This is a genomic window from Parageobacillus galactosidasius, from assembly GCF_002217735.1.
GTDB classification, from domain to species: Bacteria; Bacillota; Bacilli; order Bacillales; family Anoxybacillaceae; genus Parageobacillus_B; species Parageobacillus_B toebii.
The window spans coordinates 1512058-1526841 of the sequence record NZ_NDYL01000001.1 but is presented as its reverse complement, the minus strand read 5'-3'; the positions used below and the strand labels follow the sequence as shown (position 1 = coordinate 1526841).

Below are 14784 nucleotides of genomic sequence, written 5' to 3'. Positions count from 1 at the left end.
GAATGAGGGTGATCGTTAATGGAATTGATTCAAGCTTATTTAGACAAAAAATTACAAAGAATGTGTGTGCTGAGAGTAAAAGATTGTGACGAAAAAACAATAAACGAATTTTTAGAGCAATGGAGAAATACCCCATTGACTGTGTTTTCTGATCAAACAGAAATAGAGATTATCAATCCATGTTTAGGTCCGATATGGCCAGTATGACAGATAAAGGAGATGGAAGGATGGAGTTAATTGAGTCTTATTTGGAAAAAGCAAAAAAGGTTAGAGGAGTATATGTATTAAAGGTTAGAGATATAGAAGAAGATGTACTGCATGAGATAGCAGTACAATGGAGTCAAAGGCTGAAAGATGGAATAATTGACGCTCCTTTAATAATGATTCCAGATTATGCAGAGTTAGATTATGAAAAGATGTTTACATTTGAAAGAGCTATGCAAATACTTCGATCAAAAGGCAAGGTGCGAAGACGAATATGGAGTGCATACACACATTTGTTTGTTGATCAAGATGGAATCATCATGAAATATGTAGATCATGGTTGTGTCATTCCATATCAAATAAAAACAAACGACATGGAAGCGGTGGATTGGGAATTATACAGATCTGAATGGTAGGTGTGGCATAGATGGAGTTAGTAACATATTACATAGAGAATGTTTTGCCGCACATAGAAAGACAAAGAGTAATGAATTGTGTGCGACCGAAATATCGTTTGATCGCAGACCAATGGAAAGAGTTTCATGAATCCCAAGCTTCTAGTGTTGTATGCATAGGGGGAAGACAAGTAGGGAAAACACATAATCTCTTATTAAGAGCGATTCTTCAAAATGATTTGAATGCAATTATAATAAGTAATATACCAAGATATTTGTTATTGCATTTTTTGAGTATGTTGGATAGTTCGATTCAAATTAATTATGTGAAAGAACAAGAACATTGGGTTGCATTACGATTATTTGGGCGCGTGTTTCATTTTATACATCCGAGAAGAATTAGACGAGGAATGCGATTTGATCCTTGTGCAGTGTATTATGATGAACCAGAATTGTATGATAATGAATTATCCAATATTCGTTACATTTTGGCTCCTTTTTGTAGGCAAGAGATTGCAGTAGGATCTATTTGTAAGCCGGAATCGACATATTTTAAAAAATGGTATGAAGAAGCAGAAAAGAAAATAAGAATATATTATGAGATATAGAGGAATTGAGGAACTAAAAAATTAAAAAATAAATAAAAAAGTATTGTAATGTGATACAAAATATGTATAATAATAATCAGAAAGAACCAACGGCCTCCTTCCATCAGGTGTTTGTGATGGTCTCCTAATGGCGTGTTTGCAGATCGCTCAATAGTTTCATCAGTTTTTAAAGGATTTGCATACTGCGTTTATAGTATTAGTATCCATAATTTCGAGTCCAGAGAATTTGTAGCTATGGTGTCTTTATCCATGGTTTCACCACCTCCTTAACACAACAACCATTTATTGATATGAGGTTAAATAAGCTGGCTCCTCTCCATTTAACCTCATATCATTATTCTGACGTAGCTCAGTTGGTAGAGCGCTCGGCTGTTAACCGAGTGGTCGCAGGTTCGAGTCCTGCCGTCAGAGCCATGAGGAACTAAACCAGCGAAGCAGCAATGCACCTCCTTTCACTAGGAGCCGTGCAAGAGATGGATTCATTTCTTGTGCGGCATAAATAAGGGAACCACACCTCCTTGAGGGTTCATAATATATTAGTAGTCTGGCGCATAGGTATGGATACACTCCGTCATTCTATTAAAAGGTGAGCCATACGATCAACTCCGACCAACAGCTAGGCTTTTATTGCCTAGCTGTTTTTCTTTTGTAGTTTTTGTCGAAAAAGAGGAGAAAATATTTTTTAATAAAATTAAAAAATAAAAAAAGAAAATCTTGCTAAATAGAAAAGAATATAGTAATATGATGATAGGTTATCAATGTTAACAAAATAAACATATTTAACAAGAAGGAGAGGAAGTATTCATGCCAAAAGCGTCAGCGAAAGCGAACAGAGTTGGGGTAGTGAAAAAAGAGAAAGAAGTAAAATTTCCTTACTTGGTTGCGATTGATGTAGGGTTTGGAATGATGAAGTATATCTCCAACGCAAAACCAGAATGGAGTGTGATTCCAAGCGCAGGATTGCGTGGGTATGCAAGCTCTAGTAATTTATATTCGGATACAGAAATTAATACAAAGCGGCTTGTTGTTACTACGCAAGATGGCACATGGTTTGTTGGAGATCACGCACTAAATATGCCAACGAATAATGAATCTCCACGTACAAAAGTAAGAGATAGAGCAAATGATCCATTAAGCCGCGTGCTATTCCATACAGGGATTGCTTTAGCGGTTCCGGATGAAGAGGGAGAATATGATGTACATATTGTGACAGGGCTTCCGAATGAAGATTATGATTTATTCTTTAAAGAAAACTTACAGAAATTTTTAGAACAGCCATTTGAAGTAGAATTTCATTTGGGTAATCAGCGTTCCTTGAAAAAGAAAATAAATGTATTAAGCGTAACGATTATTCGTCAGCCAGAAGGAGCAGTTACATACAATCAGTTTGTGTTTGATCCAGAACATTTCTTGGCGGTTAGTGAAAATGCCCGTGATTATATTGGTGTAATTGATATTGGGCACTATACAACAGACTATGCGTTATTCCGAGAAGGAGTTATTATTGAAGATGTATTATTGTATGGTTCAGCAGATGCTGTCAGTTTGGTGTATGAAAAGCTCCGCAGAAAATTAATGATCATGTTTGCAAATGAATACGGTCTGCCGGGATTTAAAGCAACGGATAAAGAATTGGATGAAGCAATTCGTACAGGAATCATCCGGTATAATGGTGTAGAATTTGATTGCATGGAAAAAGTGCAAGAAACAGCAAAAGAAGTGGCTCAAAAAATTGCAAAAGAAGTATTAACGACTTGGTCAACAGAAACAAGCCGCTTGGATGCTATTTTAGTAACCGGCGGAGGATCTCATGTATTTGCGGAATATTTAGCAGAAGAGTTTGAACAAAATAAACGTCAAGGATTTAAAGTGCTAGAAGCTCCTCAATTCTCCAATGTTATTGGATTCTACATGTATGGGGCTATTAGCTTAGTAGATCAATATGGAGCAGATGATGTATATAAACAATACGTTGCCCCTGTTTTTCATCGAGAAGAGAATGAGGAGATGGTCTAATTGGGAGACTCCAAAATGGTGTTAGTGGCAAGAATACGAAAAGACGATGATTTATTAAGAGAGTATTTTTCTAACATTAAGCAAAGCGATTGGCCTTATGAAATTCGCAGACTATTGGAAAAGGCCATCAAAATAGAAAGAAAAGAAAAGGAAATGGTAGAAAAAGCGAAAAAAGAACAAGTGCAGAGCCAATGAACAAGGCTCTGCTTTTTTTATATTACATGAAGTTATCTGAGACAATTTTATACATTTGACAAAAAACAGTACAATGATGGATAGGGGATACTGTTTGATCCAAATAGCACCGACTGGGATAAGGGAGACGTAACAGTATCCCTTATTATCCCTTATTTTTTATAAGGAGGGAAATATCATGGGAAAACGAGGTCCAAAAACAGAAGCTGGATTAGCCGCTGTTTCGCAAGCAGCAAAACAATGGGATCATTCTGCTTGGACACGAAATCCTAAAGCTGTAGAAGCAATTGAAATAGCACGTAGATTAAGAAAAACAAAACATGGATTATATGCATCTGTGCCGATTATTTGTAAAGGTCAAGGATGTCCTTATGCACATTCATGTCCATTAGTGGAAATGGATAAAGCTCCTTATGGAGAAAAATGTCCGATTGAAATTGCGGCATTAGAAGATTTGTTCCATCGTTATTGTGAACATTTTGGAATTGATCCAGACAATCCAAAGCCTTCTGATACGGTAGATTTGATGATGATTAAAGATCTAGTAGATGCTGATATTGCACTACTTCGTTGTGACAACAAAATGGCATGGGATGCTGACTATATTATTCATAATACTGTTGGAATGACAGAAGAAGGAGAACGAATCACGAAACAAGAGTTACACCCATTGACAGAATATAAAGAAAAACTCATAGCAAGAAAAAATAAAACATTCCAATTATTGAATTCGACACGAAAAGATAAAGAGGGTATGAAATTAACGGTAACTCACGATCCGTCCGAAAGAGCGGCAGAAATGCTAAAAGTGCTTCAAGATATGAAAGAAATTGAAGCAACAGAAGAAGAAAGAAAACAGAAATACCTGGATCGATCCTCATCTATGATGAAGGAAACAGTGACAAAAGATACGATTGAAGTAGAACCAATCGATTATTCAGAAGAAGAATAAAAGGGGGCGAATCCATCATGATGAGAAGTAATTTGGCCATCAATGGATGGAATGCCATTAAACAAACATATAAGGAAATCGGCCGAGATTTAAAAAGAACTTGGTATAATGAAGTGCCATTGAGTTATGCGATTCGAACAGAAAAAGCACGAAGAGCATTTGATCAGGTAGGAGATATTCAAGCATTTAAGCAACAAGGCGGATTCGGTCCAGGCACATTAGATTGGAAGCGGATCGGAATTATTGGTGGAACTGCTTATGTTGGAATTGATGGGGCATATCGTGCATTGAGTGGTGGATCGATGTATCGGAATAAAACTGGAGAAAGCGATATTGTAGGAATTCCGCTTATTTAGAGATAGGGGGATTTATGATGTATAAAGTAAGACGTTTTTTAAAAGGGTTAAAAAAGGAGATGGATTGGAACGACACATGGTTTAGATATACCGGTCGGCGATCCATTGATAATTTGTGGACAGGTTATGAAGCTGGCGGCAAAACTAAAGCGGTTGCAGGTGGAGCAGCTGCTATTGGTTTATTGAGTTATGGTGGATATCAGATTTACCAAACTCCACTGAATATATTGGGAGAAATAGCGAAAGAGCAAGATGTGGAATCATTGCCTGGCACTAGAGGAGATATGCAAGGATACACTGCATATGGTGGAAATGTCGGCCCAGGAATAGAAGTTAGTGGTGATTTAGTATTTGCTTTGCATAAATTACGACATGGCGGGTGATGAGCATGGCAACAGCAAAAGAACCAACGAATAGTAGGGGATTGATTCAACGATTAAATGGACCGTTAGGATATGCCGCAGTTGGATTAGATTCTTATATGCGTATTAAAGAAGGAGAATCTGTTCCAGTTGCAGTTGGCAAAGCATTATTTACTAATGCATTATGGGCAATGGTTCCAGGCGGAATGGTAGGAGCAGTTGGATTAAGTCTTGGGTTTACAGCCGCTCAAGCAGTTCCTATGATCGCAAATTGGATTGATCAAAAACGAGCTGCCTTAAATCAGCAACGATCACAATTTGGTGGTAATTTTCAATCTACACAAGCACAGCAAATGATGATGAATCATGGAATTAATCAAATTGTTAGTGCTCGTTCTCAATTAGCGGCAAGTATGACTAATCATGCAAGAAATGCACAGCGAGTGTATTAAGGCAGGTGAAATACATGGCTTATTTATATGCGAATGAACCATATCAGCGTGTTGATGAAGGGATGTTAAATGGCGCATTATGGGGAGCTGGCATTGGAATTGCGGCTGGAGGAGCAACAATGGGGATCTCATACGCAATGATGAAAGGAATCCCCCAAAGAGCAGAAAAAATGAGAAACGAACTGGAAGAGCGACAACAAGCAATTCGACAAAAAGTTTCTGATACAAATCAATATTACAGCCAGCAAGTTGATAATATTGTAAATCGAATGAACTCATTGCAAAATCCTATTTCTGCTCCTAATGACGGAAGATTAACACGTTTGAAAAATGCAATTATTACCCAAATGAATGAGAATCAAAGAAGATATTTGCAAAATCAATTAAATTCCATTGATAAACGTCATGAAAGAGCAATTAATCGATTAAATAAAAAATTTGATCGACTTCAAGAAAGATACGGTAAATATGCAGATCCTAGTTATGTGGAAACAGCAATGAAAAATTCGTTCTATGCAAAGCATTTAAGCAGTTGGAAAGGAAAAGCAGGATTATTAGGTGGAGCCGCATTATTAGGAGTCGCCGCTGGCGCATTAATTGATCATTATTATGATGAAAATAGGGAGTGAAGTAATATGTTACAATCCAATGAGCCTTATTTTCGAGTAGATGATGGCATAGGTAATGGCATTATATATGGAGCATTAGCAGGAGCGGCAGGTATGGGGATTACACAAGGCATCATGAATGCGTCAGCAAAAAGAGAATACAATAAAGCTCGTGATGCTTTTGTTGAGTCAAGACTGAAACCGAGATTAGCTTTACCGGCTCCTCCAGGAAGTATTAATGGAACCCCTACTACAGCATTAGTGTCAGTGCATCAACCAGAAACTCCGAAAGTAGAATTAGGCCCAGCACAAAGAAGATACGCAAAAATGTTTAGGGGGTGGAAAGGAAAAGGATTAGCTTATGGTGGAGCAATTCTTGCTGGAGGATTGTTAGGGGCAGCAATTGATGCGGCAAACGATTAATGTTCAGTAATATGAAGGGGTGATTTGGTGAATCTTGCTAGTGTACGAGAAGATGACTTAGAACAATTAGAATTAGAGATACGATCCGATCCAGTAAAATGGGCGTATTGGAAGTTAAAAGATCCAAAAGGCCGACCATGGAAAGCACGTTGGTATCAAAAGATGATTATTGACGATATTATGAAAGGTGAGCGGCGTTTAGCCATTCGCATGGGTAGACGTGTTGGAAAAACAGAGACGCTTTGTGTGTTTTGTCTATGGTATGCGTTTCATCACAAAAATGCTCGTTTATTAGTTACTGCACCTTATGAGCACCAAGTTCGATTAATTTTTATGAGATTGAATGAGTTTATTGATGATTGTGATGAATTAACAGAAGGATTGAAATCTCGAACAAAAAACCCGTTTATCATTGAATTTCATAATGGTTCTCGAATTATGGGATTCACTGCTGGAGCTAATGATGGACAAGCTGGAGCGTCAGTACGGGGACAAAGAGCAGATTGGATTTTTTTGGATAACATTGTTATTTCATCAAGATAAAAAAGGAAGTGATTAATATGTTTGGTTTTCTAAGAAGATTGCGTTCAAATCAAGCATTTAATCCAATTCATAATGCAACTAGTCATGTACAGAAACAATATGAAGCATTACATCAATTACAACAACATAACCAACGAATGACAAGGGCTATGAAAAATATTCCAAATGTTGATGATGATATTTCTAAGATGCTTCAACAAAATCAAGATTTATTAAATCGATGGCCTTGATGAAATAACAATTGTCCCTCACATGAGTAATCATGTGTAGCAAATCGGGTGAATTCAGGGAAGGCTAAGGACATTTTGTCTATGCTAACCCTGAGCCAAGCCCACATGTCATGTCGTGAGACACGCATGTTGGGAAGGTGCAAAGACTATCCCCTTGTGGGAGTAGGGATGCAAGCGATTGGCATCTCGAAGCGCCCGACATCCTCCAGAAATGGAGAGATGATGAGATAGTCTCGTCCTCCTCGAAAGGGGAGAGTGGCGTAGCGAGCCACGCAAGGCAACGGAATGTGATTACATGTCCCGTGCTGGTATTGACGCTATTACTGCGATTGCTTTAGAGGATCCAAAACGTATTGGTATTTGGTGTTCTTCCACTCCAACTGGTAAACGTGACTTTTTCTATGAAATTTGCACGAATCCTGATACTGGTTATAAAGCATATCACTTCCCATCTATGGTGAATCCGGATTGGGATGAAAAAATGGAAGCAGAGCTTCGTGCAACAATGACGGAACAAGGTTATATTCATGAAGTATTAGCAGAATTCGGTGAAGAAACAATCGGTGTGTTTAATAAGCAAGCAGTTGAACGAGCAAAATCTCAATATTTATATACTTATCGTGAATTAAACGCATATGAAATAGAGATGTATAAGAAACAAGGTTATGATATGGATAAGATTGTGTATTTTGGCCCATATACACGTAAAAATCCGGCACCACCAGCTATACGTATAATCGGGGTCGATTGGGATAAATTCAATGAGGCTACTCAAATTGTTATCACAGAATTTGATGAGTTATTGAAAAAGTTTAGAGTGGCCAACCGTGTAGAAATTCCTCGTGGTGAATTCACATATGATAATGCAGTCAGAAAGATTATCGAGTTGAATGAGATTTATGATCCGAAGTTTATTTATGTTGATGCAGGGCATGGTAAGAAAATTGCCGTCTAATGTGGAAACACATTAGATTATAAGGGCGGAATTAAGCGGGGAAGCCTAAGTCCTTATTGGATATGGCCACCCGAACCGAAGGCTAGGAGTAACACCCTAGTCAGGGGCAGAGCGTAGTGGTTGAACCTCTCCATACGGAGAGAATATAATACCACCAAGAGGCCGCCCCACCCAAACCGTAAAGGTCGGTGGGTGAAAATGTACGCCGAGCTGCAGGGAAACCTGTAGAAGCATGGATAAAAAGCCATGCGATAACACAACTGGAATATCAAATTGAAATGTTGCACAAATATGGGCTTGAACATCCAGAAAGTGGATTGAAACATAAAGTCAAACGTATTCAATTCTCTCAAAGCATTGAAATTCGAGATCCAGCAACTCGTGAAATCGATAAAAAAGATGCGAAAAACTTTATGGTGAATCAAACATCGATTTTATTAGAACGTGGACAAATTGTATTGTCTCCATTTGATGATATGATTTGGAAACAAATGATGGACTATCAAGTGGTTCGTGTAACCCAAAACGGAAGGCCAATTTATACATCTGAAAATGAACATGCTTTAGATGCATTTATGTTGACGATTTTAGGATTTACCCTTGAGTTTCCGAATATTACAAAAATCTTAGAAGAAGTGCATATTGCACGAAAAGTGATTCCATTTAAGCCGAAAACAGAAGAAAGTCTAAAGGAAAAAGTGTTTGGTGGAGAACGTGACATTTATAGACCTGTAAGACCTCAAAGAGAACGTGAGCCAAGAGATAATCCACGTTGGCATTGGGTGAAAGTTCCGTTAGGATATAGTAAAAGAAAAAATAATGCATGGGGAAGAAGAGGAAGCACAAAAATGTCGTCTTTCTCTAGATCAAAATTTTAAAAGGAGTTGAGCTTGATGGAATTTCATTTGTGTCAAGAATGTGAAAAGAAAATGTTAGAGAATGGATTATATGGATTAACAGTAGAAGAAATGTTTGAACAACAAGTTCAATTTGATTTTGGTGTTGCAATTATGTTATTTAAAGAAGGTCATGAATTAATTCGAGCAAGTAAAATGGATGATGAATATAAAGAACTTGGTGGATATAGTTATAAGTTAGTAGTAGATGAGAATTCAAAAGAAAAACGATATCGATTTGCCATGATTTATGATGGAAAAATAATATCTTATCTTGAATTTGCTGTTGAAGATATTTTAGCTGAAGACTGGATGATTAAAAAATTAGCAGATAAATAAAAATTTTGGGAATACCTGAAGTAATGCGTTGTCCCCACATGTTTTGAATTACTGGTCCGCATTATTGCGTTTTGAATTATGTTCCATGTGGGTGGAAGGCAAAAAATCAAATCCCCTATCTCCTTTATTGGCTTGGCTCATCTTTCATCTCTTTCCCCTTATGAAGCGCAGCTTATGCTGCGCTATTTCTGTTATAATATATGTGTATTGTGATACATATTATCAATGGAGTGATGATACATGGATGAAATGCAAATGAAGGATGAATTTTTTGGAGATAAAGGAATTGATACGCCTTATGAACGAGAATTAATTGATCCAGAAGTTAATATTGAGTTTCCGGAAAAAACATCAGAATATCAGATACTGCCTGACACACTAAATATGATTGAGCGTTCTAGAGAATTTCGTCTTTCTAAAGCATTAATGAATTACCAAGAATTATATGATGAAATACAGTCATTATTATCCAAAATAGAAGAACGCAATTCGAATGATCCGGCATTTAAGGGATTTGTCCAAGCTCTTCAAACATCTTCTAAAAACATCTATGAATTATTAGAAATAGAAAATCAGCATAGTAGTCATACAGATTCAGGTGATTTTGAATTGTATGGAATGTTGTTTCGCATGGGGAAATCTATTTCTGTTCGAATGACATTTTTAGATCAATATTTCCGCACACAATTAACCGATAAAACGAATATCGATGAGATTGAACAAGCAGAGCTAGATTCAATTTCAGAATGGGAAAAGAAAGAAAATGAGATAGCGGCAATTTATTTAGAGCTTTCAGATGAAATCGATGAAGCAGCAGAGACGGAAATTAACAGGCTGGAAGAAGAAAAGCGTGTATATGAAAGACTGCATACGACATTAGCTGATGTTTCTTTTATTCATCAAAACCGGTATCTGATGTTTTCAGAGGTAGTACAACAAGCAAAAATCCTTGTGGAACATCCTATTTCTTTGATTGATGGAGATATGCGCTATTTCCTAAAACAATTATCTATGCTCCCTGATTTATCTACTGCAAAAATCCATTTGCTTTTATTGTTCCGTCAGTATAAAGAAAAGCTTCAGTCATTAAAAGGGAAATACGCATTTATTGATGATATAAAAGAGACATTTTTATCAGAGAAACACTATTTATTCCAGCGCATTACTCGCAATGCAACGGATCCTATACGTACATGGCTATACGATCAAGTAGAATCTGCAAGTAGAACATTAGACATTTTTGCAAGTTTGATGGTGAATGCTATAAAGCGAAGCAAAGAACAATATGAAGATAGCATGATGGATTTATTGAAATTTTATAGAAAAGAAGCAGTTTTCTACTATGAACAAATTGCCTATCTTCAAAAAAAGGAGCAAATTCGATTATTTTTGAGAATAATTGAGGATTTGCAAGAAACGAGTGAGATAACAGATGAATGGATTGAAAAATATGTAAAGGCAAACGGTTATGAAGAATGAGCGACTTCGTAATATTTGTTCATCATCATGTATAATATGAGTGAATTTGTTTGTAATGTGTTTCACCGGATTTAGATGAGAAAGGGGGAGACATTCTTGGCCAAATGGTTATTCCAAGTGATGAAAAATTTGAGAGTCAAGAATGCACCCTCTGGCGGTAGAAGTGGCGGAAAAGTAGGATCCTTTTCTAGGGACCCGAAAGCAATACAAGTTAAACGTGTCGGTTATCAGTTGACGAATGCTTCTGGCGGCGGAGGTCGAGATAACTTTGAAACTCCGGAAGCGGATTTCAATATCATCGACCAAGCTATTAAACGGGATTCATATTTAATGCAAAGTGTAATGAAATACGAAGAGTTAATATTTAAATCTGGATGGACTTTGCAAGGTAAAAATGATCAATCACTTCAGTATGTGAAGTTGCGTTTAGATATGATGGCTATTGCTACAGGAATCCCGACAGAAGAATTATTTCAAGGTATTGCGAGAGATATTGTTCGATATTCTAATTGCTTTATCGTAAAAGCGAGAGCAAAAAATGGACAAGGATTGCCACCTGGCATATCAGTGATGGCTGTTCCTCCTGCAAAAGATCCTGTTGCCGGATATTTTCGTTTACCTCCTCAAACCATGCAAATAGCAAGGGATCAAAACGGAAATATCGTTAAATATAGACAGGAAGTGCAAGGAGCAAGCAAACCAATTGAATTTAGGCCAGAAGATATTATTCATATCAAAGTCAATGTTCCTCCAGGAAAGGCGTTTGGCGATCCTTGGTTAGCTCCTGTATTAGAAGATGTTCGGCTTTTACGAAAAGTAGAAGAGAATGCGGCTTTATTGCTATATCGACACATCTTTCCGCTTTTGAAGTATAAAGTTGGTTTAGCCGAACCAGGATGGGAAGCAACAGATGAGGAACTGGAAGAATTGCGAGCAATTATTGAAGATATGCCGACAGATGGTGCAATTGTATTACCTGAACGACATGATGTAGAAGCAGTTGATATTAATCCAATCGATGGAAAGCCTTATTTAGAGTATTTTGAGAACCGTGTCTTTTCAGGATTAGGTTTATCGCAAGTAGATTTTGGACGTGGAGATACAGCCAATCGATCTACTGCAGATGCAATGACTGGTATTAAAGCGGACCGGGTAAAAGGACTTCAACAGACAATTATGATGCAAATTGACAAGTACATTATTGATGAACTTCTTGTTGAAGGTGGATTTGACCCGATTGTGAATCCAGAATTTGATGTAAACTTTGTCTTTAATGAAATAGAGCTTGAACGCAAAATTGCTAAAGAAACTCACGAAGTCTTTAAATTCAATAACAATATTCAAACATGGGAAGAAACTCGAATTAATATGGGTATGGATCCAGTAGCAGATGAATCAAGATTGCATTTCAATATGATTGGTGCTGCCACATCAAAAGAAGCTGATAATAAAAATCAGCCAGAAAATCAAAATGGCAAGCGAATAGGACCAAAGCGAGCTACTGAACGTGTTCGAGAGATTCATCAAAAATATTTTTATGATAAAGCAACTCCTACTCAAGTGATCAAAGAAAACAAATCAAGTGATGATAAAAAGCTTCAAGAAAATGTAATGGATCATGTTTCAGATGAAGAATATCAGCATCTCATTCAGAAACTAGAAGAAATGTATTTCGACATAGAGCAAGATACAATAGATTATTTTAAGCAACAACAAAGTAAAATGACTTACCCGTTAAAAGATACGAAAGGCTTATTTGGTTCATTGCATTTTGGTACTAAGCAAATGGAAAGCGCAATTAGGAAATATGCAGAAGTCGTTTTTAAGCAAGGAGTTGCTAATGCAAAAGACGATCTGGATAGAAAGAACGAGCCATCGTTTAAACATTCGTTAGCTTTGCAAACAATTCATATGTATACACAAGAATCACTGAGTAATTTAAAGAAGCAGATTATTTCATTGCTCGAAGAAAGGTTAGAAGGTGCTGAAAATTTAAGTGAAGCTACTCTAATTATTAAAGGCGTTTTTGAGTCGATGCGGTTTAAAATTCGAACGATTGCCAAGGTATTAGTAGCTCGCAGTTACAATTACGGATATGCGTTGTCCATTATGAATTATGGAGTAAATAAAGCAAAGGTCGTATATACAGGGGAAGAATGTTCGAGTTGCAAGGAAAAAGCAAAAGGGTTGATGGAATTGAAACAGCTTTCTGATTTAGATGAAGTTTCCGTGTTTTATAAGATACCTCCATGGCATCCAAATTGTGAATGTGAGTTAAAAGCAGTTTTAGAAGGAGGTGAAATGTGAGATGAAATACACGCTTAAAGAGCATTTGGCCAAGAAACTGATTCCTAAAGATGCAATTGAAGAACGAGTAAATACGGTTGCAAAGATTAGTCAAGAGAATGTCAAAATATTAAACGAATCTGCCAAAGGCAAAAAACGCAAATTGATTGTCACAATGGAAGCCATCCATGTTGGCCGTACTAAAAACTATACTTACTACACAGAAGAAGGATTAAAAGCGGGCTTATCCTCTTGGACACATCCATATAATAAGCCGGTTTTAACACATCATAATGAATATAATGGAGAGCCAATTGGTCGTATTTTGAAAGCAGAGTACTCTGAAAAAACATTGTCAGGTAAACCAGGATTGATTTTCACTTGTGAAATTACAGATCCGGATGCTATTGAAAAAGTATTAGATGGCCGCTATCAAACGGTTTCGATTGGTGCTTCCACAGACAAAGTAATATGCAACATTTGTGGAACGGATCGCACACAAGAATGGTGTGATCACTGGCCAGGAGAAAAATATGAAGATCAAACTTGTCACTTTATTATTGGAACTACTTATGGTCGTGAAGTAAGTTATGTAAATACTCCTGCTGATGAGAATGCAGGAAACAGAACAGTAGAAATTGTAACTGATGATGGTGATACACAAGAATCTGTACATGTTCAAGTGTATCAAATGGCTGAAGGTTTATATCAGAACGCACAAGATCCAGAAGTAAACTTATATGAACACTTAAATGAAGATGTGAAAAAATTATTAGATGCAATGAGCAATGTGAAAGAGGAGAGTGGCAAACGGATGGATGGTAAAGAAAATAAAACGACAGAAAACGTAAATGCTAATAATCCAGAACAAACTCCAAATCAAGGAGTACCGGTCCAAGAAAATCAACAAGGTGTGCAAGATAATTCCAATAACACTCCAGAAAATTCACCAACTCCAGTACAAGAGAACAAAACAGTTTCTGGTGTTGCAGATTTAGAGGAAGCTAACAAACGTATTAGTGAATTAGAGAGTAAAGTTTCTGAAATGCAAGCAACCATTACTAAATTAGTAATGGAAAAAGTTAAATTAGAATCTCGTGTTTCTGAATTAGAATCTGAAAATAACACATTAGTTTCTGAGAATGCTCGTTTAGTTTCTGAGGTACATCGGGCATTAGCAGAAAAAGTTGTAGATCTAAAATTATCTTTGCGTAAATCTGATGTTATTGGAGTTACTCGTGAAGAAGCGATTGAGGCTCATGTGGCAAGAACAAAAGAATCTTTAACGGATACTTACAATGATTTGTTGGCTGAAGCAAAACAAATGCGGCCAGAGCCGGGTAGTGTAAAAAACCCTGGTTATGCCCCAGAAGATAATCAAACTAATGAATCTTTCCAAGAAGAAAAAATGACTGCAAAAGAAGCTGTAGAAACAATGATAAGCATGTTTAGTCCGAAGAAAAGACGATAAAGGAGTGAAACACG

General features: G+C 36.9%; 19 protein-coding genes and 1 tRNA gene. All 20 read left to right on the top strand.

Annotated features, from left to right (window positions below; all coding sequences use genetic code 11):
* Positions 1 to 18 precede the first annotated feature (18 nt).
* The 20 genes from B9L23_RS07915 (at position 19) to B9L23_RS07820 (ending at position 14770) form a co-directional block, all read left to right on the top strand.
* The gene (locus tag B9L23_RS07915; protein WP_089097239.1) at positions 19 to 207 is read left to right on the top strand and encodes a hypothetical protein; all 189 of its coding nucleotides are present in this window, start codon (positions 19 to 21) and stop codon (positions 205 to 207) included.
* A gap of 20 nt (positions 208 to 227) precedes the next feature.
* Positions 228 to 620 (top strand): Thoeris anti-defense Tad2 family protein, encoded by a 393-nt coding sequence (locus B9L23_RS07910; RefSeq protein WP_089097238.1) that lies wholly within the window; start codon positions 228 to 230, stop codon positions 618 to 620.
* A gap of 11 nt (positions 621 to 631) precedes the next feature.
* Positions 632 to 1207: a hypothetical protein gene (locus B9L23_RS07905; protein ID WP_089097237.1), complete on the top strand. Its 576-nt coding sequence runs from the start codon at positions 632 to 634 to the stop codon at positions 1205 to 1207.
* Between the two features lie 338 nt (positions 1208 to 1545).
* Positions 1546 to 1621 (top strand) — tRNA-Asn (locus B9L23_RS07900).
* Between the two features lie 390 nt (positions 1622 to 2011).
* Entirely contained in the window at positions 2012 to 3223 is a 1212-nt protein-coding gene (locus B9L23_RS07895; protein ID WP_169712531.1) for a ParM/StbA family protein, read from the top strand.
* Positions 3224 to 3418: a hypothetical protein gene (locus tag B9L23_RS07890; RefSeq protein ID WP_245842320.1), complete on the top strand. Its 195-nt coding sequence runs from the start codon at positions 3224 to 3226 to the stop codon at positions 3416 to 3418. It begins immediately after the preceding gene.
* A gap of 178 nt (positions 3419 to 3596) precedes the next feature.
* Positions 3597 to 4370, top strand: coding sequence for a hypothetical protein (locus B9L23_RS07885; RefSeq protein ID WP_089097236.1), 774 nt, complete (start codon positions 3597 to 3599; stop codon positions 4368 to 4370).
* A 17-nt stretch (positions 4371 to 4387) separates the two neighbouring features.
* Positions 4388 to 4726 (top strand): hypothetical protein, encoded by a 339-nt coding sequence (locus tag B9L23_RS07880; RefSeq protein ID WP_089097235.1) that lies wholly within the window; start codon positions 4388 to 4390, stop codon positions 4724 to 4726.
* Between the two features lie 17 nt (positions 4727 to 4743).
* Entirely contained in the window at positions 4744 to 5109 is a 366-nt protein-coding gene (locus B9L23_RS07875; protein ID WP_089097234.1) for a hypothetical protein, read from the top strand.
* 5 nt (positions 5110 to 5114) lie between these two features.
* Positions 5115 to 5540 carry a hypothetical protein gene (locus B9L23_RS07870; RefSeq protein ID WP_089097233.1) on the top strand — a complete coding sequence of 142 codons (426 nt, stop codon included), beginning with the start codon at positions 5115 to 5117 and terminating at the stop codon, positions 5538 to 5540.
* Between the two features lie 14 nt (positions 5541 to 5554).
* Complete coding sequence (locus B9L23_RS07865; protein ID WP_089097232.1) at positions 5555 to 6169, top strand: hypothetical protein; 615 nt, start codon at positions 5555 to 5557, stop codon at positions 6167 to 6169.
* Positions 6170 to 6175: 6 nt separating this feature from the next.
* A complete protein-coding gene (locus B9L23_RS07860) occupies positions 6176 to 6571 on the top strand; it encodes a hypothetical protein (protein WP_089097231.1) in 396 nt (131 codons plus the stop codon).
* A gap of 27 nt (positions 6572 to 6598) precedes the next feature.
* Complete coding sequence (locus B9L23_RS07855) at positions 6599 to 7114, top strand: terminase large subunit domain-containing protein (protein ID WP_089097230.1); 516 nt, start codon at positions 6599 to 6601, stop codon at positions 7112 to 7114.
* A gap of 17 nt (positions 7115 to 7131) precedes the next feature.
* Positions 7132 to 7344, top strand: coding sequence for a proline/glycine betaine transporter ProP (locus tag B9L23_RS07850; RefSeq protein ID WP_089097229.1), 213 nt, complete (start codon positions 7132 to 7134; stop codon positions 7342 to 7344).
* Positions 7345 to 7639: 295 nt separating this feature from the next.
* Positions 7640 to 8299: a hypothetical protein gene (locus B9L23_RS07845; protein WP_089097228.1), complete on the top strand. Its 660-nt coding sequence runs from the start codon at positions 7640 to 7642 to the stop codon at positions 8297 to 8299.
* 188 nt (positions 8300 to 8487) lie between these two features.
* Complete coding sequence (locus tag B9L23_RS07840; protein WP_089097227.1) at positions 8488 to 9177, top strand: hypothetical protein; 690 nt, start codon at positions 8488 to 8490, stop codon at positions 9175 to 9177.
* Between the two features lie 15 nt (positions 9178 to 9192).
* Positions 9193 to 9534, top strand: a complete 342-nt coding sequence (locus tag B9L23_RS07835; RefSeq protein WP_089097226.1) for a hypothetical protein — start codon at positions 9193 to 9195, stop codon at positions 9532 to 9534.
* A gap of 240 nt (positions 9535 to 9774) precedes the next feature.
* Positions 9775 to 11013 (top strand): hypothetical protein, encoded by a 1239-nt coding sequence (locus B9L23_RS07830; protein ID WP_089097225.1) that lies wholly within the window; start codon positions 9775 to 9777, stop codon positions 11011 to 11013.
* A gap of 96 nt (positions 11014 to 11109) precedes the next feature.
* Positions 11110 to 13320: a hypothetical protein gene (locus B9L23_RS07825; RefSeq protein WP_089097224.1), complete on the top strand. Its 2211-nt coding sequence runs from the start codon at positions 11110 to 11112 to the stop codon at positions 13318 to 13320.
* Between the two features lies 1 nt (position 13321).
* Positions 13322 to 14770, top strand: coding sequence for a hypothetical protein (locus B9L23_RS07820; protein ID WP_089097223.1), 1449 nt, complete (start codon positions 13322 to 13324; stop codon positions 14768 to 14770).
* The last annotated feature ends 14 nt before the right edge of the window (positions 14771 to 14784 follow it).

Coding starts and splice junctions, on each gene's coding strand:
- B9L23_RS07850 (WP_089097229.1), top strand. CDS start 7,132: ATGTTTGGTTTTCTAAGAAGATTGCGTTCAAATCAAGCATTTAATCCA.
- B9L23_RS07865 (WP_089097232.1), top strand. CDS start 5,555: ATGGCTTATTTATATGCGAATGAACCATATCAGCGTGTTGATGAAGGG.
- B9L23_RS07835 (WP_089097226.1), top strand. CDS start 9,193: ATGGAATTTCATTTGTGTCAAGAATGTGAAAAGAAAATGTTAGAGAAT.
- B9L23_RS07880 (WP_089097235.1), top strand. CDS start 4,388: ATGATGAGAAGTAATTTGGCCATCAATGGATGGAATGCCATTAAACAA.
- B9L23_RS07860 (WP_089097231.1), top strand. CDS start 6,176: ATGTTACAATCCAATGAGCCTTATTTTCGAGTAGATGATGGCATAGGT.
- B9L23_RS07895 (WP_169712531.1), top strand. CDS start 2,012: ATGCCAAAAGCGTCAGCGAAAGCGAACAGAGTTGGGGTAGTGAAAAAA.
- B9L23_RS07830 (WP_089097225.1), top strand. CDS start 9,775: ATGGATGAAATGCAAATGAAGGATGAATTTTTTGGAGATAAAGGAATT.
- B9L23_RS07875 (WP_089097234.1), top strand. CDS start 4,744: ATGTATAAAGTAAGACGTTTTTTAAAAGGGTTAAAAAAGGAGATGGAT.
- B9L23_RS07885 (WP_089097236.1), top strand. CDS start 3,597: ATGGGAAAACGAGGTCCAAAAACAGAAGCTGGATTAGCCGCTGTTTCG.
- B9L23_RS07820 (WP_089097223.1), top strand. CDS start 13,322: ATGAAATACACGCTTAAAGAGCATTTGGCCAAGAAACTGATTCCTAAA.
- B9L23_RS07870 (WP_089097233.1), top strand. CDS start 5,115: ATGGCAACAGCAAAAGAACCAACGAATAGTAGGGGATTGATTCAACGA.
- B9L23_RS07845 (WP_089097228.1), top strand. CDS start 7,640: ATGTCCCGTGCTGGTATTGACGCTATTACTGCGATTGCTTTAGAGGAT.
- B9L23_RS07905 (WP_089097237.1), top strand. CDS start 632: ATGGAGTTAGTAACATATTACATAGAGAATGTTTTGCCGCACATAGAA.
- B9L23_RS07910 (WP_089097238.1), top strand. CDS start 228: ATGGAGTTAATTGAGTCTTATTTGGAAAAAGCAAAAAAGGTTAGAGGA.
- B9L23_RS07915 (WP_089097239.1), top strand. CDS start 19: ATGGAATTGATTCAAGCTTATTTAGACAAAAAATTACAAAGAATGTGT.